The organism is Streptomyces sp. DSM 40868 (assembly GCF_011820545.1).
Taxonomy (GTDB): Bacteria; Actinomycetota; Actinomycetes; order Streptomycetales; family Streptomycetaceae; genus Streptomyces; species Streptomyces eurythermus.
In genome coordinates this window covers 9,044,782-9,070,122 of the sequence record NZ_CP050504.1, presented here as the reverse complement: position 1 = coordinate 9,070,122, position 25,341 = coordinate 9,044,782, and the positions used below count along the sequence as shown (strand labels likewise).

Here is a 25,341-nt window from a genome sequence, read left to right as displayed (position 1 = left end):
CGGCCGGCGGCGACAGCCCGGAACGCCGCCCGGTCCGGCACCCGCTCTCCCGCGGAGCTCCCCGCCATGCGTGCGTGCTGTTCCGGCAGGATGAGCACATGCTCATCGTGATCGGCGGACTGCCCGGCACAGGCAAGACCACCCTGGCCCGGCTGCTGGCCGCGCGCGTCGGCGCGGTCCACCTGCGCATCGACACCATCGAACAGGCCATCGTCCGCTCCGGCCTCGCCCGGCACCCCGTGGGACCGGCCGGCTACGTCATCGGGTACGCCCTGGCCGATGAACATCTCCGGCAAGGACTGAGCGTGATCGCGGAATCCGTGAACCCCCTGGTTGTCACACGTGACAGCTGGCGGAGCATCGGGGTGCGGGCGGCCGTCCCCGTCGCCGAGGTGGAAGTCGTCTGCTCGGACCCGGACGAGCACCGCAACCGCGTGACCACACGATCGACCGACATCCCGGACCTGCCACTGCCCGATTGGCAGCAGGTCCTCGACCGCGACTACGAACCGTGGAACCGGGAGCACATCGTCATCGACACGGCCGGGCAGGACCCGCGGCAGTCGCTTGCCGCGCTCCTCCGCCGTCTCGACCACACCCTGCGGATGCCGGGCGGTCCCGGACCGGAGGCCGCGTCAGGGGTGTGAGCGGGGGCTTCGCCGGCGTCTCCCCCGGCTCGTTGCCACCGTCTCGTGGCGTGGCCGTGGTCCAGTGCAACGCCGAGAAGTCGGACTCCGGGGAGAGCACGGCCTCTCGGGTGGTGATGTGGCACTTACCAGTAAGTACGCGTGATCTTGTCAGGCAGTCGTCCCTGCCGCTCCCCCTCGCGGAAGATGACCGATGCCGCGATCAGGAAAGAACGGCGGAGCGTCGGGTCCGGGTCGGGATTTTCCAAATTTCCGATGTTTTTGTCGAGGAGCATGTTGCCGAGGATTATTCCCTCCACGGTGCAGGGGCGGGCGACCGATCGATCCAGGTCGATCAGAATGTTCCCGGTGGCACCTTCCGCAGTTTCCCAGGCATAGACGGATCCCGCTTCGAGAGAAAGGGTCTTCCTTCACGTCAGTGATGCTGTCACGGTGATTTCCGCCAGTTCATTCGCGCCAGGGGGTTGATCATCGGAATCCTATACCGTCTGCCGCAGGCGCATGCTCGCCCCAGGTGTGGCCAGCATCCAAGGTCACGCGTAACTATGCGGCCGAGGAAGAGTGGAAGTGGCGGGCGTTCGACATGGCTCCCGAGATCGCTACGGCGCTCGGCACCAGTCCGCTCGCGCTGACGGCAGGGACAGGTGCGGGGCATCGGTGTTCTCGCTGACACCCCCGCCACTGACTGTCCGTCCCCAGTGGTCCAATAGGGCCACGTATCGAACAGTTCTCAGCTTCCTGGCCACCGCCGCGCTCCTTGTCACGGCCGGACCGGCACCCTTGGGGCCACAGACCGCACCACACTCCTGACCAAAAGGGAACAGGAAGTACTGGGAATGCTCGGCACCAGCCTGCCGAACGCACAGATCGCCGAGCGTCTGCACCTGGTCGAAGGAACAATCAAAACCTACGTCAGCGCATCCTCAACCAACTCCAAGTCCGCAACCGCATACAAGCCGCGATCATCGCCTACGAAGCCGGACTGGTAAACAAACACAACCTGAAATAACCCACCCAACCAGCCGAATGCGACAATCACCCCCACCATCCGGATGAAAGTAGCAGGGCCTGATGCATGTGGCTTTCACCGGTGGTCTCTTGTCGTTCCTCATCGGTCTGTGGGTGCGGGAGGCCGCTGGTCAGTGCAGCCGTTGGGGCGTGGCCAGTTGCAGGAGAATCGGCGACCGGCTGGTGGCGAGGTAGCCCCGGCCGGCCGGTGTCGTGAAGTACTGATCTGGTTCGAGTGTGACGCTGTGAGCAACCGCCACTGGGCGTGCGTCAGGCGTGAGGAGGATGCGGTTGCCCGTGGCCACGATGGTGTTCATCAGGCGTGCCAGCGGGCTGGGAAAGCCAGTGAGAACCGGTGTCGCGTCTGCGCTGAGGGCCAGGGCGTGGCGGCCGCGTGCCGACAGTCGCGCGATGTCGTCCAGCAGGGTCGGCGCGTCGGTGAATCCTTGTTGGGTGGGCAGCACGGTGAGGTGGTCGGCGTCGTCGAGGAGGAGGGCGTAGGGGCTGTCACCGAACGCTGCGGCGGCTTCGCGGAGGTCTGTGTCCTTGTGTGAGATGCCGGTGAGGAGGCGCACTCCCGGGTCGTCGGGGAGCAGGGCGGGCAGGGGCGAGCGGGGCGGGGCGAGGGCGAGGACGCCGATGCCGGCTCGGCTCAGGGAGTGGGCGAGGGCGGCGAGGGCGGTGGTGCGGCCGGAGCCCGGCGGGCCGGAGAGCAGCAGCAGGTGGGCGCCCTCGATGAGGTCGACGCCGATCGTGCTGTGGTCGGGTCCGCCGATGCCGATGGGGATCCAGGTGGGGGTGGGCGGCGGTTCGGGCAGACGCAGTTCGTCGAGGGTGATGTGGGTGGGCAGGGAGGGGAAGGTCCGGGGCAGACGGTCGGGGTCGGTGTCGCTGAAGCGCGAGGGCAGATCGGCGGGGAGCGGCCCGGGCAGACAAATCTGCACGTGCCGCCCTGTGGCGGCGTCGATCGCGCGGCCGGGCAGGGCGGGCGGGCTGGTCATGCGGGAGGTCAGGTGCGCCCGGCGGGTCTCCTCCTTGGGGAAGGGGAGCAGCAGGCGGCGGCTGTAGTAGGTGGGGAGCTTGTGGTTGAGCATGTCGTGACCGCCGAGCGGGACGACGTGCACCCCGAGCGGGGCGCCGGCGGCGATGATGCCGCGCAGGGTGGTCAGCAGTGAGGTCTCGGTGAAGGCAGGGGCGCTGTGATCCTCGAAGTACTCCCAGCCGTCGACGACGACCACGATTTGCGGTCGCTGCGCCGCCTGGGGGCGGCCGCCGGTGGAGCGGCGCTGGACTTCCTCGTCGAGCCAGGTGATCAGGCGTCTGATGCGGTCGGGTTCGGCGGGAGAGAAGACGCCGCCGCAGTGCGGCAGGTCGGCGTAGTCGGCCAGACCCGACGGGTGGTGTTCGATGACGTACAGGTGGGCCTGGTCGGGACTGAACCGGGTGACCAGGCCGGTGATGAGGGTCCGGGCGAAGGTGGTGCGGCCCGACTGGGGGCCGCCGGCGACCATCAGCCGGTCCGTGCCGGCGAGATCGAGATACTGGGCGGGCTGCGCCTGTTCGGCGGGTTCGTCGGCCAGGCCGAACGGGACGGCGGTGGCGGGCGGGGCGGTGGTCTGCCGGTCGGCGAGTTCCTCCAGGGGCAGGGTGAGGGGCAGGGGCGGCCGCAGGGGCCTGAAGGGGGCGGCAAGCCTGTCGCGCCGGGCTGCTTCCTCGATGGCGGCGACCGCCAGTTCCTGGTCGGTGGGCGCGTCGGCCCGGGTCAGGTGCCCGGCCGGGCGCGGTGCGCCGAGCTGGTCCCACTGGAGGGTGCGTACGGTGACGGGCTGCGCCGCTCCGGAGGGCGGCGGGGAGCCCAGGTACCCGGACTGGAATGCCTGCGGGACGCGTGTCTCGGCGGTCGTGCACAGGATCAGGCCGCGCCCGCGCAGCGAGCCGGGGATCGACGCGGCGTCGGGCACGCCGAGGACCTCGGTGCTGTCGGCGGGTTCGTTCTGCCGCAGGCTGATGCGCAGCGAGATGTTGTTCTTCAGCTCGGGCGACAGTTTGCCCTGAAGGGACTGGGTGGCCAGCACGAGGTGCATGCCGAGCGAGCGGCCCTTGGCGGCGACGTTGACCAGTTCCTTGAGGAAGTCGGGTGAGGTCTCCAAAACGCGGGCGAATTCGTCGAAGACCATCACGAGGCGCGGCAGCGGTGGCAGGGAGGGGTTGGTGCGGCGCTTCTTCCAGTAGGTGTCGATCTCTCCGTCGTACCGTGCCAGCAGGGACTCGCGGCGGCTGACTTCGGCGCGTACGGAGGCGAGGACGCGGGCCGCCGCGGTGGAGTCGAAGACGTCGGCCGGGCTCTCGCCGGTGGAGCGGATGAGGGAGACCACGTGGGGGCAGTGCTGGAAGGGCAGGAAGGCGCTGCCGCCCTTGAAGTCGACCAGGACGAGGTTGAGTTCGTCGGGCCGGTTGGCGAGCAGCAGCGAGGTGACCAGGGTCTGCAACAGGATGCTCTTGCCCGCTCCAGTGGCCCCGCCGAGCATGGTGTGCGGGCCCTGGTCGGCCAGGTCCACGGTCACGGGACCGCCGGCGTCCGAGCCGAGGATGACCCGTGTTCGCGGTCCCTCCCCGCTCCCCCAAAGGGTGCGGACGTCGTCGGCCGTCGGTGCTCCGATGCCCAGCAGATCGAGGAAGCGGACGTGGCCGGGGATCGCGTTGCCCGCCGAGCCGTTGTGCAGCCGATCCCTCATCGGGGCGAGCGCCCGGGCGAGCGGCTCGGCGGCGGTCGCGTCGAGCGTGTGGGGCGTGGTGACCGTGACGCTGGCTTCCTCGGGACTGCTGGTGAGCCGGAGCGTTTCCCCGGTCACCTCGCACAGTCCCCGGCACTCGTTCATCCCGTACTGGTCGAGGCAGACCGCGAAGACACCGACCGACGGGCCGTCCCGCAGCACCTCGTCCATGCCGGGCAGTTCCCGCAGCGCCAGTGCGCCGTCCAGGACGACCACGACCTCGTCGTCGAAGCGGGCTCGCGAGTCGCCGCCGCGCTGTTCGCGACGGGCGACGACGAGCTGACGCAGTTCCTTCACCCGGGCGGCGCGCGTTGTGTGCGTGTTGCCGATGGTGCACGCGGTATCCGCCGCCGGCCCGGCGTCCACGTGTGGCAGCCACCGTGTCCACGCCAGTCCGTCGTGCCCGTCCGACGCGATCACCACGAGGCGCAGATCGTCCGGTCCGCGCAGGGTGGCCAGCTGCGTCACCAGCCAGCCCGCCACGGCCTCCACCTCCCGGCGGGCGCCGACCAGCCCGAGCACACCGGTGTCCCGCAGGTCCACCGTGACCGGCGCATTACGCAGCACCGGTTGTTCGAAGCCCTCCCAGGGTTCCCCCCGCAAGTGGAGGTTGTCTGCCTCCCGGTCGGCCGTTCCCACGCGCAGCAGGAGTCCGTGCGGCGAGTCCGCCCGGCGTGACCACAGGCCCGGCCGGGCACCCATGGCCATGTCCGCGATCTTGACCGGCCCGGGCGAGAGGAGCACGCGGACGCGGCGCTCCTCCGTGACGTGTGCGTCGATCTTCTCCTGGGCAGCCTGTCTGGCCGCGGCGTGTTCGGCTTCGCGGCTCTTGCGCTGTTTCTCCTGGCTGCTGTCCATGATCGACGCGCCGATGATGCTCAGGATCGTGAAGACGAAAAGGATGGGCCGGTGCGTCACCACGCCGAGCACGAGCATGCCCGCCGCCGCCACCATCCCCATAGTCCAAGCGCTCGAGTTCCGTGTCTCGGCCTGCCGCACCGGCAACGTCACGTCCGTACGGGCCGGCGCCGGTGCCGGGGTGAAGGCCGGGTCGAAGTCCAGGCGTCCGTCCGCGCCGCGCCAGGAGCGCTGGGCTCCGGCTGCGAGAGGCGTCCATCGCAGTTCGTCGGAGCCCACCTGAAGGGTCTGCTCCGGGGCGAGTTCCGACCGGCCGTGGATCCTGTGGCCGTCGACGAACGTCCCGTTGGTCGACCCCTGGTCCACAACGACGACCTCACCGTCCGGTGAGACCTCCAGCCGGAGGTGTTCACGGCGCGAGACGTCCGGATCCCGCAGGCACACGGCCGCCGCCGAGTTCCTCGCCAGCGTGTGGCTCCCCGGTCCCAGCGCCACGGTCACTCCGGTGTCCGGCCCGGCCGTCACCCGCAGCACACCGACGCCGTCGCCCGAGGCGGCACGGAACGCCGGCCCCGGCGCCCCCACGCTGATCACCGCCCCCTGCATCAGCGGACTGCCGGCCAGGGTGGCTTCGGGACGCAGTCGGACCGACCCGACGAAACACCGCCTGCCGCCGACGGCCACCGGTAACGCCGCGAGCAGCGAGGCCACACTGCTGTCCGGGCCGGCCACCACCTCCACGTCCTGCCGCGTGGCCGCGTCGGCGTCCTGAACGGTCAATCGGAGAATCATGCTGCCGCTCCAGCCGGGGCGTCGTGGGCGTGAGGCGTGGGGTCGGGTGGCGGGGGGGCCATCTGGTGTGCGCGTTATACGGGTGGTGCGCGGTGCGGCCTCACGAGCCAATCCCTGTGCTCCACAGCCACAGCTGCGTGCCGCTCCCGTAGGCGAGTGTCGTACCGCGCGGACTCAATGCGACCGCGTTCGCCGTGTAACCGATGTCGTAGTTCAGGGAGAGCTTCGCCGCGGTCTCTCCGGAATCGGTGCGCCACACGCGTACCGTGTGGTCGTCGCTGCAGGTGGCGATCAGGCGGAGACCGGTGCCCGCCTGGGCGGCGCAGGTGATCCGGTCGGAGTGGCCGTACAAGGTCCGCACGTACGAGCCGGAACCGTCCCGCACGATCACGCTCGGTCCGGAGAAGCCGACCCATTGCCCGACGTCCGCACCGGCCTTGCCGACGCTCGTGCCCGTACGGACGTCCCAGTGGTGCACGGTATTCGTGTCGTCTATGACACTGACGGTCCGGCCGTCGGAGCTGAAGACGGCCGCGGAGATGCCGGACGGGTCCCCCTCGACCGTCAGGGTGGCGGTTCTCCGGCCTGTACGGACGTTCCAGAGCACGACGGACCAGTCGTCGGTCACACCGGCGAGGGTTTGGTTGTCGGGGCTGAACGTCAGCGCCACCGCGGAAACGGCCCCGCCCGTGGTCAAGGTCCGCCGCGCCTTGTGCGTGGACATGTCCCACACCTTGACGGTGTCGTCGTCGGAGGCGCTGGCCAGCAGCGTGCCGGAGGGGTTGAATCGGAGCGCGTTGATGTCCTGTCCGTGGCCGCGGAGGGTGGCGACGGCCTTGTGGGTGGTCAGATCCCAGAGAGTGATGGCGTCGTGGGAGGTACCGCTCGCCAGGGTCCGCCCGTCGGGGCTGAACTCGATTCCGCCGCCCCAGTCGTCCTCGGTGAGTCGGGTGACGTCGGGGTCATGGTGGAAGACGTAGGTGCTCACGAGGATCCCCGCCAGGAGGAGGACCAACAGCGGCAGTCCGTTGCGTCGTGTGCCGTGATTCCGGCTGTCCTCGGGGGTCGGTTCCGCCGGGACTCTGACGGTCACCTCGCGCGGCGCGGCGGCGCGGAAGGCCGCCCCTACTTCCTCGGGTTGTGCAAAGATCGCACCGAGCGTCTGGGTGAAGGGGCTTTCCCCCTTGAAGCGTGCGAAGCCGCGGAACGGTGGACTTGCTCGGACGTCGGCCGGTGTATGTGCCGCCATGCGCAGGTGAACGACCGTTCTCCGGCCCTTGCGGACGACGACGACTTCGTCGATGTGTGCCCATTTCACCCGGCACGCCTTCGTCACTTCGGACGAGCCGCTCTTTCGGCGGCTGAGGGTGACGCCCCCCGGGCCGAGGGCGACCTGGTCCCACCTCACCGAGCCCATCACCGTGAACGACGCCAGCATAACGACAAAGGGAAGGAGGGTGGAGATTGTCGTGACAGCAGAATTGAGTTGCCAGATGTCGGAGAGCCTGAAGGCCAGGAAGAAGGCCAGCAGCGCCGCTCCGCCCGCGCACAGCGCGTTGACGATCAGGACGCGCGGCACCGGGGCGAGCGGGTAACTCGTGGGCCCGGTGGACGCGGAGTCGTCATCCGGGTCGACCGTACCCGCTCTGGATCTTCGCGGGGGCCCGGGGGCTCTGCCCAGAGTGGTGGGCCGGTCCTCCCATGTGGCCCGGGGGCCCGTGGTGGTAGGCGACGGCGTGTTCCGCCTCGGGGGTTCGGGTTGACGGGTGGCACTGGGGTCCGGTGTCGGGGCCGGAGCCGGGGTCGTGGCCGGATCCGGTGCCGGCATCGTCGTCGGGGCCGTGGCGGACCGGAGGCCCGCGGCCGCCTCCTGCGCGCTCATCCGCCGTTCCGGTTCCCGCTGGAGCAGTCCGTTGATCACGGGCGCGATCAGAGGCCGGTCGTCCAGCGAGGGCGGATCGTCGAACAGGATCGCGTGGATGGTCGCCGCGGTGGACTCCCGCTCGAAAGGGCTCCTCCCGGTGACCGCATGACACAGCGTCACGCCGAGCGCCCACAGGTCGCCCGCCGGGGACGGCGGCTCGCCCTCGAACAGCTCCGGTGCGATGTGCCCGGTGGAGCCGGCGACCCCATGACGGGTCAGACGGGTGTCGTCGACCGCGTGGGCGATGCCGAAGTCGACCAGTTTCACCTCGTCACCCGGCAGCACCAGGATGTTGCTGGGCTTGACGTCCCGGTGCACCAGACCGATGACGTGGGCCGCGTGCAGCGCCTCCAGCACCCGGGCACCTATGGCGGCGACCCGTTGCTCGGACAGGGCGCCGTGCTGACGGAGGATGTCCGCGAGGGACGGCGCCCGCGCCCATTCCATGACGATGTAAACGGCGTCGTCCTCGGCCGTGGCCGGCACGACGTCGTGAATGGACACCACCCCGGAATGATTGATCCGCCCCGCGGTCCGGGCCTCGCGCAGCGCCCGCTCGCCGAAGACCGTACGCTCCCCCGCCGACAGGCCGTGCGGGGCGCGGAGTTCCTTGACCGCCACACTACGGCCGATCAGTTCGTCGGTGGCCTGCCAGACGACGCCCATGCCGCCTCGGCCGAGGACGCGCGTGAGCCGGTAGCGCCCGGCGACCAATCTGTGCCCCGTGGGTAAGGAGTCCGTCCCCGTCACGTCCCCGCTCCTGTTGCAATCGCCTGTCGAACGACGCCTCGTACCGCTAGTCTGACAAGAGATGGTCAGCCAGCACAGGCATTCGCATAAGAGGTCTCACGGGGGAGATCCGAGCCGATGGCGGAAAAGTTTGCCTGCGACCCCCAGGAAGCGGACGCGGTCGCACGTGCGTTGAGCCGTACGGGCTCGGACATCCAGTTGTCGCTGACCCAACTCCTGAGCGGGTTGAGGACCGAAGGGGTCGGACAACCGGTCGCCGAAGCCCTCCGCGACTTCCTCCACGCCGCCACCACCACCCGGACCAACCTGATCGAGTCGGTCGGTACGGCCGCCGGGCTGTTCGCGGGCCTGTCCGAGGGCACGCTCGACCTCGACCAGTTACTTGCCGCCCGAACCACGCAGACGTGAGGGGATCACCGATGACGGACGTGAGTGTCGGCTACGACGGCGTGCAGCATGCGGCGACGCAACTGCTCAACGGCCACACGGACATGATCGAGAAGCTCCAGTCCCTCAAGACCGTGGTCGACCAGCTCGTGGGCGGGGAGTTCCGCACCCAGCTGGCCTCGCCCAAGTTCCAGGAGTCGTACCAGCAGTGGACGACCGGTGCCCAGAACATGATCCAGGGCCTGGAAGGCATGGCCGGCTTCCTGAACGACGTCGTCCGCGGACACCAGGAGCTCGACCAGCGACTGGCCGGCGGCGCGGGCCACTGACCTCAAGGGGGCCGGGAAGACCATGGCGGACGCGGACTGGGGCGTCCTGGACCTGACCGGCGACCCCGTCCCCGGCGATCCCGCGAAGGTCCAGACCCTGGCACGGCGATTACTGCGCGAGGCGGAGTACGCGGAACAGCACGCCAACCGCCTCCGGCAGGTCGCCGCCAACAGCGGTGACCTGCGCTTGGAGGGCGATTACGCACCACGGTTCCAGGCCATCCTCGCCGAACTCCCAGAGTCCGCGATCCGCTTGGGGCCTGCCCACGAGAGCTGCGGCAAGGCGCTCGCGACGTACGCCGAAACCCTGGAACAAGCCAAAATTCAGTCGCGGATCGCGCTGAGCCGGGGCCTTGAGGCACATGCCCAGTACACAGCAGCGTTACGGCAGTTCTACTCGGTGGTGCCGGTCACGTCCGCGGGGGGCGGCATCTGGCGCGGCCTGAACGGCGCGACCGCAGCCCACCTCAGCCAGTACCAGCCCCCAGAGATCCGCCAGATGGCCGTCCAGATCGGCAACTACGCGGGGCAAGCCGAGGCGGAACGGCAAGCCGCGGCACAGATGGCTCGCGAAGCGGCCCAGACCGTGGCCGAAACGGAAGCCCAGTGCGCGGAGGCCATACGCGCCGTGATACCGGTGCCCGGCCCGGCCGCCAAGGGGAGTGCCCGACAACCACTAAGACTTGAAGAGGCTAGGGCTGCGGCATTGGAAGCCGCCCGCGCAGCCGGCTCCGGCTCCGTCCAGGTCGGAGGCACGGCTCGCCAAAGCATCAGATACGCCCACAAGGAGCTCAGCAGGCCGCTCAAATGCAAGATCTTCGGCGGCGATCCCGTCGACCTCGCCACGGGAGGCATGGCCCTCCCACGGACGGACCTCACGCTGCCGGCCCGCATTCCCCTGGTCTTCTCCCGCCACTTCGAGTCCTCCTACCGAGCCGGACACTGGTTCGGCCCCTCCTGGACCTCGACCGCAGACCAGCGACTGGAAATCGACACCGAAGGCGTCATCTTCATCCGCGAAGACGGCTCGATGCTGTCTTACCCGCACCCCGCTCCAGGAGCCCCCGTCCTACCGGCCGAGGGCGATCCCCACTCGCTGAGCATCGATGACCATGGCGACTACACAGTCACCGATCCGGAGAGCGGCCGTCGATGGGACTTCGCGGGCCCGGGCGGCGACGGCCACGGCATCGCGCTCCTGGCGCACATCACCGACCGCTCCGGCGCCCAATGGCTCACCTTCGACTACGACAGTGACGGCACCCCGACCGCGATCCGCCACTCGGGCGGCTACCACCTGAAGATCACCATCGGGGGCGAGCGCATCACCGCCCTCCACCTGGCCGGTGCGGCCGCGGACGGCAGCGACCAGGAACTGCTCCGCTTCGGCTACGACAAGCGTGGCCACCTGGCAACGGTGACGAACTCCTGCGGCGTCCCCACCCTCTTCACCAACGATGAACGGGGCCGGATCACCTCCTGGACGGACACCAACGGCTCGTCGTACCGGTACGTGTACGACGACCAGGATCGCTGCACCTACCAGGCCGGCCAAGCCGGACACATGCGCAACACCTACACATACGACGACACAGATCCGACGACGGGCCTCAAGGTCACGACAGCGACCAACTCGCTCGGACACACCAGCCGGTACTTGATCAACGACAGGCTGCAGGTGGTCACCGAGATCCGCCCGGACGGCGCCACCACCCACACCACCTACGACCCGGTCCACCGCCCCCTCACCATCACGGACCCGCTCGGCCACACCGTCACCTACTCCTACGACCAGGCAGGCCGCCCGCTGGAGATCGTGCGCCCTGGCGGCCGCGCGGTCAGCATCGCCTACAACCACCAGGGCCTGCCCGTAACGGTGACCGAACCGGACGGAACGCAAGTCCATCGGGAGTTCGACGAGAGCGGCAACCTCACGGCAGTCACCGACGCAGCGCAGGCAACCACCCGCTACGGTTACGACAACCGCGGCAATCTCGAGTCAGCCACGGACACTCTGGGCAACACGACGCACGTCGAGTGCAATGCCGCTGGCCTGCCCATCGCGGTCACCGACCCACTGGGAGCGGTTACCCGATGCGAGCGTGACGCCTTCGGCCGCATCATCACGATCACCGACCCCCTCGGTGCCATTACACGTATGTCCTGGACAGTCGAAGGCAAACTGGAGCGCCGGATTGATCCGAACGGTGCCGAAGAAGCCTGGACCTACGACGGCGAAGGCAACTGCACCAGCCACACCGACGCCATCGGCGGCGTCACCCGCTACGAGTACACCCACTTCGACCTGCTCACCACCCAGACCGGTCCCGACGGCGTGCGATACGAGTTCGAGCACGATACTGAACTACAACTACGCAAGGTCACCAACCCGCAAGGGCTGACCTGGGAGTACACCTACGACCTGGCTGGCCATCTGCTCTCCGAGACGGACTTCGACGGCCGCACCCTGACGTACCAATACGACGCGGCGGGCCGCCTGGCCTCCCGCCGCAACGCCCTCGGCGCAGAGACGACATTCGAACGCAACGCGCTCGGCCAGGTACTCCGCAAGAGCACACCAGACGGAACCACGACCTACGCTTACGACCTGACCGACCGGCTCGCCCAGGCCGTAGGTCCCGACGGTACGACACTGACCCTTCTGCGGGACCGCCACGGCCGGCTGCGCTCGGAGACGGTCGACGGCCACACGATGACGTACACATACGACGCCCTGGGCCGCCGCGCGAGCCGGGTGACGCCGACCGGGGCGAAGACCACCTGGTCCTACGACGAGGCGGGCCGCGTCACCGGCATGGTGGCCTCCAGCCGCCCGATTGACTTCACCTACGACGAGGCCGGGCACGAACTGAAGCGCTTGGTCGCCGGGGCGATCGCCCTGGAGCACGCCTTCGACCCGCTGGGCCGCCTGACGACCCAGTCGGTGACCGGCGCCGAAGGCCGCAGAATTCAGCACCGGACGTACACCTACCGGGCCGACGGCAACCTGACCGCCATCGAGGACGAGTTGTCCGGCCCTCGCCGCTTCGACCTGGACGCGACAGGCAGGGTGACGGCGGTCCACGCGGCAGGCTGGACGGAACGCTACGCCTACGACGAGGCAGGCAACCAAACCCAGGCGTCCTGGCCGTCAACCCACCCGGGAGCGGAGTCGACGGGCCCCCGCACCTACACCGGCACCCGCATCACCCGGGCCGGCAACGTCCGCTACGAACACGACGCCCTGGGCCGCCACACCCTCCGCCAGAAGACCCGCCTCTCCCGCAAGCCGGACACCTGGCACTACGAATGGGACGCCGAAGACCGCCTGACCTCGGTGGTCACCCCCGACGGCACCCGCTGGCGCTACACCTACGACCCCCTGGGCCGCCGCACCGCCAAGCTCCGCCTGGCGGAGGACGGCGAAACGGTCGTGGAGCGGGTGGACTTCACATGGGACGGCACAACGCTCTGCGAACAGACAACAACATCTGAAGCCTTCCCCCACCCGATCACCCTCACCTGGGACCACCAGGGCCTCCGCCCCCTGGCCCAAACAGAACGCATCACCGCGGCGGAAGCCCCCCAGCAGGAGATCGACTCCCGCTTCTTCGCCATCATCACCGACCTCGTCGGCACCCCCACAGAGCTGATCGACGACCAAGGCGAGATCACCTGGCACACCCGAAGCACCCTCTGGGGCACAACGGCCTGGGCAGCAACCAGCACCACCTACACCCCCCTACGCTTCCCAGGCCAGTACTACGACCCCGAAACCGGCCTCCACTACAACTACTTCCGCCACTACGACCCTGAAACCGCCCGATACTTAGCATCCGACCCCCTCGGTCTCACCCCCGCACCCAACCCCGCGACCTATGTCAACAATCCCCACACATGGACCGACCCCCTGGGGCTCTCTCCCTGTCCTCCGGAACAGAAGGTTGTTCAGACCCCCGAGGTCGTCGCGCCAAAGCCCCTTAAACCACACGAGGTGTTGGATGCGTGGGAGAATTTCCTGCGGGAGGGCCCTTATACGAACATCCATCCACGTACTGGAATGCCGGATCCGGATCGCCTCGTCTCCGCCGACGGCTGGCGCAGCATTCGACTCGGTTCACACGAGATGAACAGCAAACCCACCAAGTTCCACTTCCACATGGAAACCTGGACTTTCGAATCACCCACCAACACATGGATCGTGGACAACACCATGGTTCGAGTACCACTAGGACTGAAGTAGTGCGCATTGAGATTATGAACCTAGCTCCAGAGGCGGAGGCCGAGAAAGGACCCATGATCGCCTTCAGGGGCACGTCGGGACAGGCATGGGCCCGGTGGTGTGGAGCCGATATTCCTCAGGTGGGCGCTCTTGTGGATGTCGAGTTCGACGTACCAGACGAGGTATCCCAGTGGACCATTGCAGATGGGCCGGCCATAATGACGTCAGATTTTCCCGGTTCACCAGTGCGAATCAAAGGAGTCGTGGCCTCTGTGGCCGATAACTCTGTGGTGGCTCTCCAAGTCGATACCGACATTGTGCTCGTGGAGTTCGCGGGCACGATGAACTCCGTCCAATCTCACCAGACCGCCAAGCCGAGACTCGGTGACTGCATCGAATTCACGACTCATCGACTTGATCTCTACCCCTACTCGGTCTGAGTCTTTTCACCTCTTTGCCTATCTGAGGGCGGATCCGGGCCGTGTAAACCGAGGGTATGCTGCCTGCCCCGGAGCCCCACCGGGTCTTCGACTGGAAGCGCCTGGAGTGGTCCTGGCCGCCGATCGTAATTCGATGCTGAAGAAGAGGTTCCTTCGAGACGCGATGCCTGCTCAAGCCCTGGCCATCGGGCTTGGTAGCGCCGCTCTGGTCAGCGACGGCCCTGCAATCGGGCGATGCCCGAGGTGTCCTTGATTTCGGCCTTGGCTTGTTCCAGTTCCAGGGAGAGTTCCGCGATGAGCAGGCGCATGGTCTTGGTCCGCGCTTGCTCCTGGCGGAGCTCGTACTTCAAGTCGTCGGCCTCGTCTTTGAGTTTGCGGATTTCGTCGGCTAGTTCCTACCGGGCGCACCCGGACCACCGGTCGCACGCGCGGGTACGGCGGCGGCACGGACAGCAGACTGACCACGGCCCAGCGGGAGGCCATCGGATATGTCGGCGAGTGGTACGCATACCAGTGGCTCTGCGCTCAATGCCCGGACCGCAGGGACGTGACCTGCTGGGTGTCGAGCAACCGCCGCAAGGCTTTTCCAGGCCCGTCCGGCGACGACGGCGCCGGCTTCGACTTCCGGGCCGGCTCCGGCAGCCGGCCCTACCTGTACGAGGTGAAGGCGACCGAGGGGGAAGGCGGCCGCTGCGAGCCAGGAGAGAGCGAGGTCCGCGCGGCCCGCCAGAACGGGGGTTGCTCAGGCGGTCCGGGACCGGGCGGGGCTGGTGACGTGGTGGTGCCGGCCCCGCCAGATGCGGCCTTCGAAGTGGTCCCGGCGTCTGCCGCTACCCGGCCTGCTCACCCAGTTCCACCCCAGCCTGGACGCGTCCTCGGCTGTGTCAGCCCTTGAGCTTGTACTCGCAGGGCTTGGCCGACTTGCCGTCCTGGTTGTCAGCGACCTGCTTGCCGTCGACCTTGATGGTGCACGGGGCCGGCTTGAGCATCCCGTCCGGACCCTTGACCGAGCCGGGCACCACCGACACCGTGACGCCGACCTTCAGCTCGGCACCTTCCAACTGCATGGACTCCTTCTTGGTCCAGGGCAACGTCACCTGTTCGAAGTGGTTGCTGTTCCCATTCCACATGACCTGGGCCGTGCCCGTGCCGCCCACCTCGAAGATCACCTGATGCCGAGCCCCGCCCGAGGCCGAGCCCTTCGTCTCATCGTTCGCCGAGACACTCGGCGAGACCTCGCTCGCCTTGGCCGGACTGGCGTCCTCCTTCTCACTGCCGCACCCGGTCACCAGGACCCCCGCGGCGAGCAGACTGATGGTGAGGGTTGCTGTCTTGCGCATGTGCGTAGTTCCCCGTTGCCAAGAATCAGGACTGGTTCAGTAGAAGACCGTAGATCATGGCGCCGCTCGGGTGCACACCGCCTGAGGTGCGGCCCAGAACAAGGTCAGGGGCCCAGGTGGGGGCGGGGTGGTCTGTGCGCCCGGATGGCGTTCCGCAGGTGGACGAGGGTCATGCGGGGAGAGGGAGTGGAACGTCGCAACGTTGGGCATCTGGGTGGCCGTGAGGAAGATGCCGTGCTCGGGCGTAGGAGCTGCAGGTCGTCCCCCGCCAACGCCCGCGGCCTCTGCCCCCTGCCCCGGACCACCTGCCTCGCACCCGAGACCTCCTGCGGTCGGGTCCGGGCAGGCCGTCCTGCCGCGTGTAGACGTACCAGAGCCCGCCCGTGATCCCGGCCGCTCCGCCAGCTCGCCACATGTCCCGATCTCCCGCTGTCCGAACCCCGCGCCGACACAAGCGCCTCGTCCGCCTCACCACATAGGACACGGTCTTGTCGCAGGAGAGGGCGTCATCGAGCGTCGCTCGCCGGTTCCCGGCATCCCGGATCTGCGAGGATGAGGCGTATGGACGTGCGCAGCAGGAACGAGGTGCGGGTGTCCGGGCGGCCGGGCGGGCCGGTCGTGATGCTGGCGCACGGGTTCGGATGCGACCAGAACTTGTGGCGTCTGGTGGTACCGACGCTGGAGCGTGAGTTCACGGTGGTGCTCTTCGACCATGTGGGAGCAGGCCGATCGGACCTGTCGGCGTGGAGCGAGGACCGCTACTCCGGCATGGACGGCTACGTGGACGACGTGCTGGAGATCTGCCGGGAGCTGGACCTCGGTCCGGTGACGTTCGTGGGCCACTCGGTCAGCGCGATGATGGGCGTGCTGGCCGCGGCACGACACCCGGAGTACTTCGCCGGGCTGGTGCTGCTCGCCCCCTCCCCCTGCTTCATCGACGATCCCGCGGCCGGGTACCGCGGCGGGTTCAGCGCCGAGGACATCGAGGAACTGCTGCAGTCCTTGGACGCGAACTATCTGGGCTGGTCAGGGGCGATGGCACCGGTCATCATGGGCAACCCCGAGCGCCCGGAACTGGGGCAGGAGCTGACCAACAGCTTCTGCGCCACCGACCCGGAGATCGCCCGGGTCTTCGCCCGGGTGACGTTCCTGTCCGACAACCGCACCGACCTGGCGCAGGTGGCGGTGCCCACCCTCGTTGCCCAGTGCTCCAGCGACGCCATCGCCCCACCGGAGGTCGGCGCCTTCGTCCAGGCCCAGATCAAGGGAAGCCGGCTCGTCACCCTGAACGCCACTGGGCACTGCCCCCAGCTCAGTGCTCCCGAGGAGACGGCCCAGGCCATCGCCGCGTTCGCGAGGACACTGCGATGATGTGCCGGAACGACGGCGACCAGGGCTGCGGCCCGGATCCCGGACAGCCCCCGGACGACGACCGGACGTTCGCCGCTCTGCTGGAAGACAGCGTCGAGGACCTGTACGAGAACGCCCCGTGCGGATATCTCTCCACCCTGCTGGACGGGCAGATCGCCAAGGTCAACACCACTCTGCTGAACTGGCTGGGCTACAAGCGCACGGAGCTGGTCGGCCGGAGGAAGTTCAGTGATCTCCTCACCACCGGTGGGCGGCTTTATCACGAGACGCACTTCGCGCCGCTCCTGCGCATGCAGGGCAAGATCAGCGGCATCGCACTGGAGCTGAGGGCGGCCGATGGCAGCCGGATGCCGGTCCTCGTGACCTCCACCGTCAAGTGCGGCAGCGACGGGCAGCCGCTGCTGATCCGTACCACCGTCTTCGACGCCCGTGACCGCCGCGCCTACGAGCAGGAGCTGCTGCGCGCCCGCCAGGAGGCCGAGCGCGAACGCGAACGCCTCCAGCAACTGGCTACGACCCTGCAGAAGACTCTGCTGCCGCCGGCGGTGGAGAACGTGCCCGGACTGGACGTGGCCGCGTACTACCACATCGCCTCGACCGACGAGGTCGGCGGCGACTTCTACGACCTCTTCCCCCTCGCAGCCGGTACCTGGGGACTGTTCCTCGGAGACGTGTGCGGCAAGGGCACCGAGGCGGCGGCCGTCACCTCCCTGGCCCGCTACACCCTGCGCGCCGCCGCCGTCTACGACCCCGACCCGGCCGCGGTCCTCGGCAACCTCAACACCGTCCTCAACCACGAGTACAACGGAACCGACCCCCGTTTCTGCACCGTCATCTTCGGCCTGCTCACCCCCGACGGCGACCAAGGCGGCTTCCGTATCGTCCTCGCCAGCGGCGGCCACCCCCCGGCGCTGCTGCTCCGCACGGACGGCACCGCCGACTACCTGCCCACTCCCGGCGGCCAGCTCATCGGCGTCCTGCCCGACGCCGACATCGCCACCATCACCTTCCGCCTCGATCCCGGGGACACCCTCCTGCTGCACACCGACGGTCTCACCGAGGCCCACACCGCCGTCCGCGGTGAACGCTACGGCGATGAAGCCCTCCTCGACTTCGTCCGGGCCTTGGCCCCCACCACCGCCCAGGGCACCATCACAGCCGTCCGCGACCTCCTCGGCACGCTCGGCACCGGGGTGGACGACGACACCGCCGTCCTGGCCGTCCACGTGCCCCGCGCCGACCGAGAAGAGCAACAGCGAGCGCGATGAACACCCGCACGCGGAGCACCCCCTCCTGCCCCGTCGTCGAGGTGACCGGAGACCTCGATCACCACAGCGCACCCGGGATCCGCCGCCTGCTGCCCGGGAAGGTCACGCGCCGAAGGGCCTGCGGGGCTCCTCATGGGTCGGCCACAGCCGTTCGTCAGGGCGCGTGGCGCCCGGCCGCGGCGGTGGCGACGCCGGCCGGACCGCCGGTCGCCCGCAGGGCCGCCTGCCGTACCCCGGCCGCCGCGTGTCCGGGCAGGTGACGGACGGTGTGCAGGCGGGCCGCCGCGGTGACCGTGGCGGTCCTCGCGGCCCGGTCGGTGAGCAGATCGGCGCAGTGCCGTGCCAGGCCCTCGGCCGTGTCGGCGATCGCCAGGTGCTCACCGGCGACCACGTCGAGTCCCTCGGCGCCGATCGTGGTGCTGACCACCGGCACACCGTGTGCGAAGGCTTCCAGGATCTTGATGCGGGTGCCGCTGCCCACGCGCAGCGGCACCACCACCAGGTCGGCGCCCCGCAGGTGAGGTGTCATGTCGGGGACCGCGCCGGTGACCTCGACGTGCGGGCCGGCCAGCGCGGCGACCTCCGGTGTGGAGGCGCCCGCCAGTACGACCCTCGCGTGCGGGATCCGCTCGCGGACCAGCGGGAGGATGTCCGCGGTCAGCCAGCGGGCGGCGTCCGTGTTGGGCGCCCAGTCGAAGGAGCCCTGGAACAGGATGGTCGCACCGCCGTCGGGGCGCGGCGGCACCGGCGGGTGAGCGGGCGGAGCGGGGTAGGTGTTCGGGACCACGGCTGTCCGGTCCCCGCGGCCGAGCCGGGCCGCGTCGGCGGCGCAGGCGGCCACGACCACGTCGGCCTGCCGTGCCACCCGCCGGTGGACGCGGCGCCACCAGCCGATGGAACGGCGTGCCTGGACCCGCTGCCACGGGGTCAGCGGCACCCCCCACACGCCCTGGCCGAGCCGTGTCCAGCGGCGGATCAGCACGTCCTCGAAGTCGTCCACGTCGACGACGGTCCGGCCGGTGAACCGGCCGCGCAGCGGCAGCCAGGTGCGTTCCCGGTTGAACCAGACGAGGTCGTAGCGGGTGCCGGTCGACCAGTCGGGCAGCCCGGGGGCGAGAGTGCGGCGCTGGTGAGCGGCGTAGGCGGCCGACGGCCCGCGTGCCGTGATCTCCAGCAGGGCGCGGACGCCCGTGTACGGCGGGACACCGGCCACGCCGGTGCGGGCGAAGCGGGTGGTCTCCCGCGGCGGTGGGGCGGTACCGGACGGTGCCAGGAAGAGCGCGTCCACCGGACCCAGTTCGGCGAGGGCGGCGGTGACGACGTCCATCCGCCGCACCGCGCCGCCGGCGGGACGGCGGGGCAGGATGTCGCTGACGAAGAGGGTGCGGATCACCGGTCGCCCCAGTTGTCCGAGGTCGCCATCGGGCCTGCCTTGATGTCGTGGCCGCGGTCGCGGCCGCCTTCGGGTGGGCTCCCCGTGCGCCGGACGGCGGCCAGGAGGGTGTACACCAGTCCCGCGCCCCAGCCGATCACCGTCGCCCACATGACTCCGTCGACGCCCCGGGCGTGGCCCAGCCCGTACGACAGCGGCAGCCGGACCACGCCCAGCGACAGCACCGTGCAGACCAGCGGCACCACGGTGCGGGCGATGCCGTTGAACCAGCCGTGCAGTACGACCGTCAGCGTGTAGCACAGGAAGAACGGCGCCGTGATGAAGATGTACCGCTCGGTGATCAGCCGGGTCTCGTCGCTGCCGGAGAACAGCGCGGCGACCGGCCCGCGTACGGTGAGCAGCAGCAGGGACACCACCGCGGTGAGCGCGACGCCCAGCCATACGCTGTGGCGGACGCCGTCGCGGACGCGCGCGGCCTGTCCGGCACCGGTGTTCTGCGCGGTGAACACCATCAGCGCGCCGGACAGGTTGAGGAACAGCGCGCTGGTCAGCAGCTCCAGGCGGGAGACGACGGTCAGCGCGGCGAGCGCCTCGTCCCCGAAGGGCGTGATGATCCACACCAGGGCCAGGACACCGACGCCGATCAGCAGGTACTGCACGGCCATCGGGGCGCCGATCCGCAGGCCGCGCCGTATCTCGGCGCGGACCGTGGCGGCCGTGACCCCGGACGTTCCGGCCGGGCGCCGGCGCTGTTCACTCACCAGACGGGTCAGGCCGGCCGCCGCGGCCAGCGCGTTGGCGGCCGGTACGGCCAGCGCGGCGCCCGCGATGCCGAGCCGGCCCGGACCGACGAACAGCCAGGCGAACACCGCGTTCAGCACGCTCGCGGCGATCATCAGCCCGGTGGCCCGGCGGGCGTCGCCGCGGCCGGTCAGGACCGCACAGACCGCGCCGAGCGCGTACACGGCGATCATGCCCGAGCACAGCGTCACCACGAAGGTCCGGGCCTCGGCGGCGACCTCTGCGGTCACACCCGTCAGCGTCAGCAGCGGCGCCGTGATCAGTACCGCGGCCACGGCGCAGACCACCGCCCACACGACGGTGCACACCGCGAGGGCCCGCAGCGCGCTGGGGTCGTCGCGCCGGCCGGCGCCGGCGAGGTGCCCGAGCCGTACCGAGAAGGCGTTGGAGACGCCCGTGAACAGCGAGGTCAGGATCGCGTACAGCGGTTGTGCCGCACCCATCGCGGCCAGCCCGTCGACGCCCACGTAACGGCCGACGACCGCGCTGTCGACCAGCAGGTAGCCCTGCTGGAGCAGGTTGGCCAGGGCCAGCGGGGCCGCGATGCCGACGACGCCGGACAGGACCGGGCCCCGCGTCAGGTCCGGCACGTCACTCACCGGGCATGGTCAGCAGCTCGTCGAGCCACGCGTCGTCGTCCCCGTCGTCGTCACCCCGTACGTCCTCGTCGTACTTGGTCTCGATGAGCCGGGCGACGGCGACCACGGTGCGCTCGCTCATCAGGTCGACGGCGTCGAACTGGCGGCCGATGCAGGAGGAGATGCTGTTGCCGATGGTCAGCGCCATGATCGAGTCGGCGCCCAGGTCCCGGAAGTCGGCGTGCACGTCGATCTCCGGATGGCCGAGGGCGTGCGCCAGGCAGCGGCCCACCATCCGTTCGGTGTCGGTGTACTCGCCGCCCGGCTGTCCGGTGAGCCGTACCTCGGTGGACTCCACGGCCTCGCGCACGCGTGCCAGGTTCTGCTTGGTCCGCTCGGCGAGCGCCGCCAGCCCCGTCGCGATCTTGTCCTCGATGTCCGCGGACAGGGCCACGTCGTACGTCGGCAGGACGCTCATCAGGTCGCTGTCGTAGTTGATCTCGCCGGCGAAGAGTACCGGCCGGCCGCCGCACAGCGCCGCGTCGATCAGGCCCAGACCGTCGCGTGTGCGCAGCGAGCGGAACGCCAGGTCCTCGTTGACGCCGGCGGCGACGGCCATGCCGACCTCCCGCCAGGCCACCCACTCGACGCTGACCACGCGGTGCTCGGGTGTGTCCAGGGCGCGGGCCAGGTGGTCCAGGTAGTAGTTCGCGGCCGCGTAGTCGGCCTGCCCGAGGGCCGGGAAGACCGCGGCCACCGAGGACATGTGCAGGATGAAGTCGGGACGGTCGTCCCGGGTCAGGTGGTGCAGCAGGAACGCGCCGCGCAGCTTGGGCCGCAGGACGGCCGTGAAATCGGGCGCCTCCCGGTAGGCGATGAGGCTGTCGCCGGGCACTCCGGCGGCGTGCACGATCCCGTCGACACGGCCGTGCGCGGCGCGGACGGTGTCCAGCACGGCCGCCAGCGCGGTCTCGTCGGCGACGTCGGCGGCCACCGGGTGCACGGTGGCGCCGAGCGCGGTGATCTCACGGACCGCGGTGACACGCGCTGCGGCGGGATGCTGCGGGTCGGCGGCGACCGCGTCCCATTCGGTCTCGGGCGGCAACGCGGTGCGTCCGAGCAGGTAAAGATGCGCGCCGGGAGCGCCGGCCGCGAAGTGACGGGCCGTCTCCAGACCGATGGCGCCGAGTCCACCGGTGATCAGGTAGGCGCCGCCGGGCCGCAGATATGTGTCGCGGACCGCCTCGACCCCCGGCAGCTCCGCGAACGACTCGCGGTACTTGTCCGTGCCGCGCAGCGCGTACACGCCGGCCTGCCGGGCGAGGATCTCCTCGCGCAGCAGTTCGGCGGGCACCGCGTCGTCGGCGTCGACCAGCCGGACGGTCACATACGGGTACTCGCGGGCGATCGCCTTGACCAGCCCGGCGAGCGCCGCGTGTTCCGTGACGACGTCCGCCTCGCCCGGTACGACCGCCAGTGCCCGGCGGGTCAGCACCACCAGGTCGACCGTCGCGCCGGCGTGCATGAGCGCCTTCGCCAGCCGGAACAGGCCGGTCAGGTGCTCGTCGACGCGGCGGTCCAGCTCGGCCGGATCGGCAGCCGGTGCGCCGCCGGGAGCCGGGGCGTACACCAGGTGGGTGTACCCCTCGCCGACGAGTTCCTCGGCGAGCCCGTCCGGTTCGGTGCCGGGGGCGCCCGGCGTGCGCAGCACCGCGTCCGGCGGCAGGACGGCCGCCACGGCGTCGGCCGCCTCCGGATCCGCCAGCGCCAGCACGCGGGGCGACGCGTCCGCGTAGCGCGCGGGCGGCGCCGGCGTGAATTCCACCGCGTGCGTCAGCGGGTGTGCCACGCGCGGCGCGGCCAGGACGAACCGGTCCTGCCAGTCGTCGGGGAAGTCGACCCAGGCGCGGGTCTCGTCGAACTCGTACGGCGGCAGGTGCACCGTGCGCGGGCCCGTTCCCCGGTACTGCGCACGCAGGTCCGCTTCGCCTCCGCCGGCCCAGTGCCGGGCGGCGTCGGTGCGGGCGGCGTCCGGCACCTCACCGGTCTCGATGGCCGCCAGCGCCGCCCGCAGGGCGGGCAGGTCGGCGACCGTGCAGGCGAGCCGGTGGCGGTGGTGGGCGCGGGAGACGTTCGACGTCCAGCACACGTCCCGGACGGTGCCCTCGATCCGGCCCGCGTCGATCGCCTCGCGGTAGCGGGTGACCAGCCGGCCGAGGGACGCCGGGCTCTGCGCGCTCAGCGTGAAGAGGTAGGGCGGCCGCTCCTCGCCGGGCTCCGGCGGCGCGGCGGTGAACTCCTCCAGCACGACGTGGGCGTTGGTCCCGCCGAGGCCGAAGGCGCTGACTCCGGCACGCCGGGGGCCGTCACCGTCCGGCCACGCGCGGGCCTCCAGGGGCACGTACACCGGACCTTCCGCCAGGTCGATGGCCTCGTTCGGCCGCACGTAGTTGGCCAGCGGAGGGATCGTGCGGTGCCGCAACGCGAGGGCGGTCTTGATCACGCCCATGACGCCCGAGCCCTCGAAGAGGTGGCCTATGTTCGCCTTCACGGTGCCGACCGCGCAGAACCGCCGGTCGTCGGTCCGGGCGGCGAACGCCCGCCGCAGTCCCTCGAATTCGATCGGGTCGCCGACCTTGGTGGCGGTGCCGTGCACCTCCAGGTAGCCGATCGTGCGGGGGTCCACGCCGGCGGCGCGCCACGCGGCGTCCAGCAGGTCGGCCTGGGCCCCGGCGTCCGGCGCGGTCATCATCTCCGAGTGGCCGTCGTGGTTGACCGCGCTGCCCTTGACGACCGCGTACACCTGGTCGCCGTCGGCCAGTGCCCGGTCCAGCCGCTTGAGCACGACCGCCCCGGACCCCTCGCCGAATCCGGTGCCGTCGGCGCTCTCGTCGAAGGTGCGGGTCACGCCGTCCGAGGACTCGATGCCGATGCGGGTGTGCGGGTGCTGCACGGGCGCCATCACCACGCGGGTGCCAGCCACCACGGCCATCTCGCAGTCGCCCAGCAGCAGCGCGGCCCTGGCCTGGTGCAGCGCCACCAGCGACGCCGAGCAGGCGCTGTCGATCACCATGCTGGGCCCGCGCAGGTCCAGCAGGTAGGACAGCCGGTTGGCCAGCATGGTGACGATGTTGCCGGTGATGCCGAGCTGGCCCAGCGCGGGGTCGATGCGGCAGAAGTAGTCGAGGTAGGACCCGCCGGGGTTGCCGGCGTAGCCGATGTACACGCCGGTGCGGCTGCCGGCCAGTCGCCGGCCGGTGTATCCGGCGTCCTCCAGCGCGCGGTACATGGTGCGCAGGACCAGCCGCTGGTGCGGGTCGGTGACCGCGGCCTGCTTCGGGGTCATGCCGAAGAAGGCGTGGTCGAACAGGTCGACCCGGTCCAGGAAGCTGCCGTCGTGGAACGCGACGCGTTCCTCGGCGTCCGGCACCAGGGCCGACGCGCGGTGGTAGCGCAGGAACTCCTCGACGTCCCGGCGTCGCCGCGCCGGGAAGGACCGGGTGAGGCTGCGGCCGGTGCGGACGACGTCCCAGAAGGCGTGCTGGTCCGGCGCGTCCGGTACCTCGACGGACAGTCCGACGATGGCGATGTCCGTGGTCATACGCGTTCCTCCGTGGGCTGTGCCGCGATCCGTGCGATGAAGGCGGTGAGAGTGGTGCCGTCGGCCTCGTCGAAGTGGTCCACGCCGGCGGCGCGCAGAGCGCGGACGGTGCGTACCCACTCCACCGGGCGGGAGATCTGCCTGCTGAGCAGCTGGACGGCCTGGCCGGGATCGAACTCGGCGCCGGTGACGCTCGACATCACGGGCGTGTGCCCGGCGCGGAACTCGTACGCGCGCAGGACGTCCGCGAACGCCCGGCCGGCCGGGGCCATCGCCGGCGTGTGGAACGGGCCGCTGACGTGCACCGGCAGCACCCGGACGCCCGGGCCGCGCAGGGCCTTGGCCGCGAGCGCCAGTTGCCGCCGGTCGCCGGCCACCGTGACCTGCCGGTCGCTGTTGCGGTTGGCGACGTGCACCAGGTTGAACCCGGCGGTGCGCAGTGTCGTCTCGACCCGCGCCGAGTCCTGCCCGACCACCGCGACCATGGCGCCGCCGGTGACGCCGGCCATCAGCTCGGCGCGGCGCCGGACCAGGGCGAGGCCGTCCATGAGGCCGATGACTCCGGCGGCCACCAGCGCGTTGAACTCGCCCAGACTGTGCCCGGCGAAGTAGTCGTAGCGCCGGCCGGCCCGTTCCAGGTCCAGCCAGGACAGCGCGTTGACGAGGAAGACGGCCGGCTGGGCGTAGCGGGTGTCGGCGAGCCGGCCCTGGGGGTCGTCGCGGCACAGCTCCGCGACGGGGTATCCGAGCAGCTCGGACGCGGCCGCGGTCTCTCGCGGGTACCGCTCGAACAGTGCTTCCCCCATCCCTCTGCGCTGTGCGCCTTGGCCGGGGAAGACCAGACAGTGCATGCGTGGA

Annotated in this window: 16 protein-coding genes and 1 pseudogene; 8 read left to right on the top strand and 9 right to left on the bottom strand. The window is 70.1% G+C overall.

Annotation, left to right across the window (positions count from 1 at the left end; translation table 11 throughout):
* The first annotated feature begins 98 nt into the window (after positions 1-98).
* Complete coding sequence (locus tag HB370_RS40715) at positions 99-647, top strand: AAA family ATPase (RefSeq protein WP_167513295.1); 549 nt, start codon at positions 99-101, stop codon at positions 645-647.
* A 125-nt stretch (positions 648-772) separates the two neighbouring features.
* Here HB370_RS40715 and HB370_RS40710 read toward each other — a convergent pair whose 3' ends face one another.
* The gene (locus tag HB370_RS40710) at positions 773-922 is read right to left on the bottom strand and encodes a hypothetical protein (RefSeq protein ID WP_167513294.1); all 150 of its coding nucleotides are present in this window, start codon (positions 920-922) and stop codon (positions 773-775) included.
* 519 nt (positions 923-1,441) lie between these two features.
* Here HB370_RS40710 and HB370_RS40705 point away from each other — a divergent pair.
* Positions 1,442-1,656 (top strand): annotated as a pseudogene (locus HB370_RS40705) (LuxR C-terminal-related transcriptional regulator); the annotation flags it as partial.
* Positions 1,657-1,786: 130 nt separating this feature from the next.
* Here the strand turns inward: HB370_RS40705 and HB370_RS40700 are convergent.
* Positions 1,787-6,067, bottom strand: a complete 4,281-nt coding sequence (locus tag HB370_RS40700; RefSeq protein ID WP_208974488.1) for an FtsK/SpoIIIE domain-containing protein — start codon at positions 6,065-6,067, stop codon at positions 1,787-1,789.
* Between the two features lie 112 nt (positions 6,068-6,179).
* Positions 6,180-8,753: a serine/threonine-protein kinase gene (locus HB370_RS40695; protein ID WP_167513292.1), complete on the bottom strand. Its 2,574-nt coding sequence runs from the start codon at positions 8,751-8,753 to the stop codon at positions 6,180-6,182.
* 117 nt (positions 8,754-8,870) lie between these two features.
* Here HB370_RS40695 and HB370_RS40690 point away from each other — a divergent pair, with 117 nt between their 5' ends.
* The 4 genes from HB370_RS40690 to HB370_RS40675 are packed head-to-tail and all read left to right on the top strand — an operon-like array spanning position 8,871 to position 14,131.
* Positions 8,871-9,161 carry a hypothetical protein gene (locus HB370_RS40690; protein ID WP_167513291.1) on the top strand — a complete coding sequence of 97 codons (291 nt, stop codon included), beginning with the start codon at positions 8,871-8,873 and terminating at the stop codon, positions 9,159-9,161.
* An 11-nt stretch (positions 9,162-9,172) separates the two neighbouring features.
* A complete protein-coding gene (locus tag HB370_RS40685) occupies positions 9,173-9,469 on the top strand; it encodes a WXG100 family type VII secretion target (RefSeq protein ID WP_167513290.1) in 297 nt (98 codons plus the stop codon).
* Positions 9,470-9,491: 22 nt separating this feature from the next.
* Entirely contained in the window at positions 9,492-13,712 is a 4,221-nt protein-coding gene (locus HB370_RS42595; protein WP_167513289.1) for a DUF6531 domain-containing protein, read from the top strand.
* Complete coding sequence (locus HB370_RS40675; RefSeq protein WP_167513288.1) at positions 13,712-14,131, top strand: hypothetical protein; 420 nt, start codon at positions 13,712-13,714, stop codon at positions 14,129-14,131. The genes HB370_RS42595 and HB370_RS40675 overlap by 1 nt, the downstream gene beginning before the upstream one ends.
* 209 nt (positions 14,132-14,340) lie before the next feature.
* Here the strand turns inward: HB370_RS40675 and HB370_RS40670 are convergent, their stop codons facing one another.
* Together HB370_RS40670 and HB370_RS40665 are read right to left on the bottom strand one after the other, a co-directional pair.
* Complete coding sequence (locus HB370_RS40670) at positions 14,341-14,481, bottom strand: hypothetical protein (protein ID WP_167513287.1); 141 nt, start codon at positions 14,479-14,481, stop codon at positions 14,341-14,343.
* A gap of 534 nt (positions 14,482-15,015) precedes the next feature.
* Entirely contained in the window at positions 15,016-15,471 is a 456-nt protein-coding gene (locus HB370_RS40665; protein WP_167513286.1) for a hypothetical protein, read from the bottom strand.
* 561 nt (positions 15,472-16,032) lie between these two features.
* Between HB370_RS40665 and HB370_RS40660 the strand changes: the two genes are divergently transcribed.
* Positions 16,033-16,842 carry an alpha/beta hydrolase gene (locus HB370_RS40660; protein WP_167513285.1) on the top strand — a complete coding sequence of 270 codons (810 nt, stop codon included), beginning with the start codon at positions 16,033-16,035 and terminating at the stop codon, positions 16,840-16,842.
* Positions 16,839-18,110 (top strand): SpoIIE family protein phosphatase, encoded by a 1,272-nt coding sequence (locus HB370_RS40655; RefSeq protein WP_167513284.1) that lies wholly within the window; start codon positions 16,839-16,841, stop codon positions 18,108-18,110. The genes HB370_RS40660 and HB370_RS40655 overlap by 4 nt, the downstream gene beginning before the upstream one ends.
* Positions 18,111-18,264: 154 nt before the next feature.
* On the opposite strand, the gene HB370_RS40650 is transcribed toward HB370_RS40655, so the two are convergent.
* Genes HB370_RS40650 through HB370_RS40635 form a run of 4 tightly spaced genes read right to left on the bottom strand, consistent with a single transcriptional unit; the run spans position 18,265 to position 25,334 of the window.
* Positions 18,265-19,503: a glycosyltransferase family 4 protein gene (locus tag HB370_RS40650; RefSeq protein WP_167513283.1), complete on the bottom strand. Its 1,239-nt coding sequence runs from the start codon at positions 19,501-19,503 to the stop codon at positions 18,265-18,267.
* Positions 19,500-20,894, bottom strand: coding sequence for an MATE family efflux transporter (locus tag HB370_RS40645; RefSeq protein ID WP_167513282.1), 1,395 nt, complete (start codon positions 20,892-20,894; stop codon positions 19,500-19,502). The genes HB370_RS40650 and HB370_RS40645 overlap by 4 nt, the downstream gene beginning before the upstream one ends.
* Before the next feature lies 1 nt (position 20,895).
* Positions 20,896-24,483 carry a type I polyketide synthase gene (locus HB370_RS40640; RefSeq protein ID WP_167513281.1) on the bottom strand — a complete coding sequence of 1,196 codons (3,588 nt, stop codon included), beginning with the start codon at positions 24,481-24,483 and terminating at the stop codon, positions 20,896-20,898.
* Entirely contained in the window at positions 24,480-25,334 is an 855-nt protein-coding gene (locus HB370_RS40635; protein ID WP_280117786.1) for an ACP S-malonyltransferase, read from the bottom strand. Before HB370_RS40635 ends, HB370_RS40640 begins: the two co-directional genes overlap by 4 nt.
* Positions 25,335-25,341 lie beyond the last annotated feature (7 nt).

Bases quoted from the DNA above. Each gene is read 5' to 3' on its own strand.
- HB370_RS40715 (WP_167513295.1), top strand. From the start codon at position 99: ATGCTCATCGTGATCGGCGGACTGCCCGGCACAGGCAAGACCACCCTG.
- HB370_RS40710 (WP_167513294.1), bottom strand. From the start codon at position 922: ATGCTCCTCGACAAAAACATCGGAAATTTGGAAAATCCCGACCCGGAC.
- HB370_RS40690 (WP_167513291.1), top strand. From the start codon at position 8,871: ATGGCGGAAAAGTTTGCCTGCGACCCCCAGGAAGCGGACGCGGTCGCA.
- HB370_RS40685 (WP_167513290.1), top strand. From the start codon at position 9,173: ATGACGGACGTGAGTGTCGGCTACGACGGCGTGCAGCATGCGGCGACG.
- HB370_RS42595 (WP_167513289.1), top strand. From the start codon at position 9,492: ATGGCGGACGCGGACTGGGGCGTCCTGGACCTGACCGGCGACCCCGTC.
- HB370_RS40665 (WP_167513286.1), bottom strand. From the start codon at position 15,471: ATGCGCAAGACAGCAACCCTCACCATCAGTCTGCTCGCCGCGGGGGTC.
- HB370_RS40660 (WP_167513285.1), top strand. From the start codon at position 16,033: ATGGACGTGCGCAGCAGGAACGAGGTGCGGGTGTCCGGGCGGCCGGGC.
- HB370_RS40655 (WP_167513284.1), top strand. From the start codon at position 16,839: ATGATGTGCCGGAACGACGGCGACCAGGGCTGCGGCCCGGATCCCGGA.
- HB370_RS40640 (WP_167513281.1), bottom strand. From the start codon at position 24,483: ATGACCACGGACATCGCCATCGTCGGACTGTCCGTCGAGGTACCGGAC.
- HB370_RS40635 (WP_280117786.1), bottom strand. From the start codon at position 25,334: ATGCACTGTCTGGTCTTCCCCGGCCAAGGCGCACAGCGCAGAGGGATG.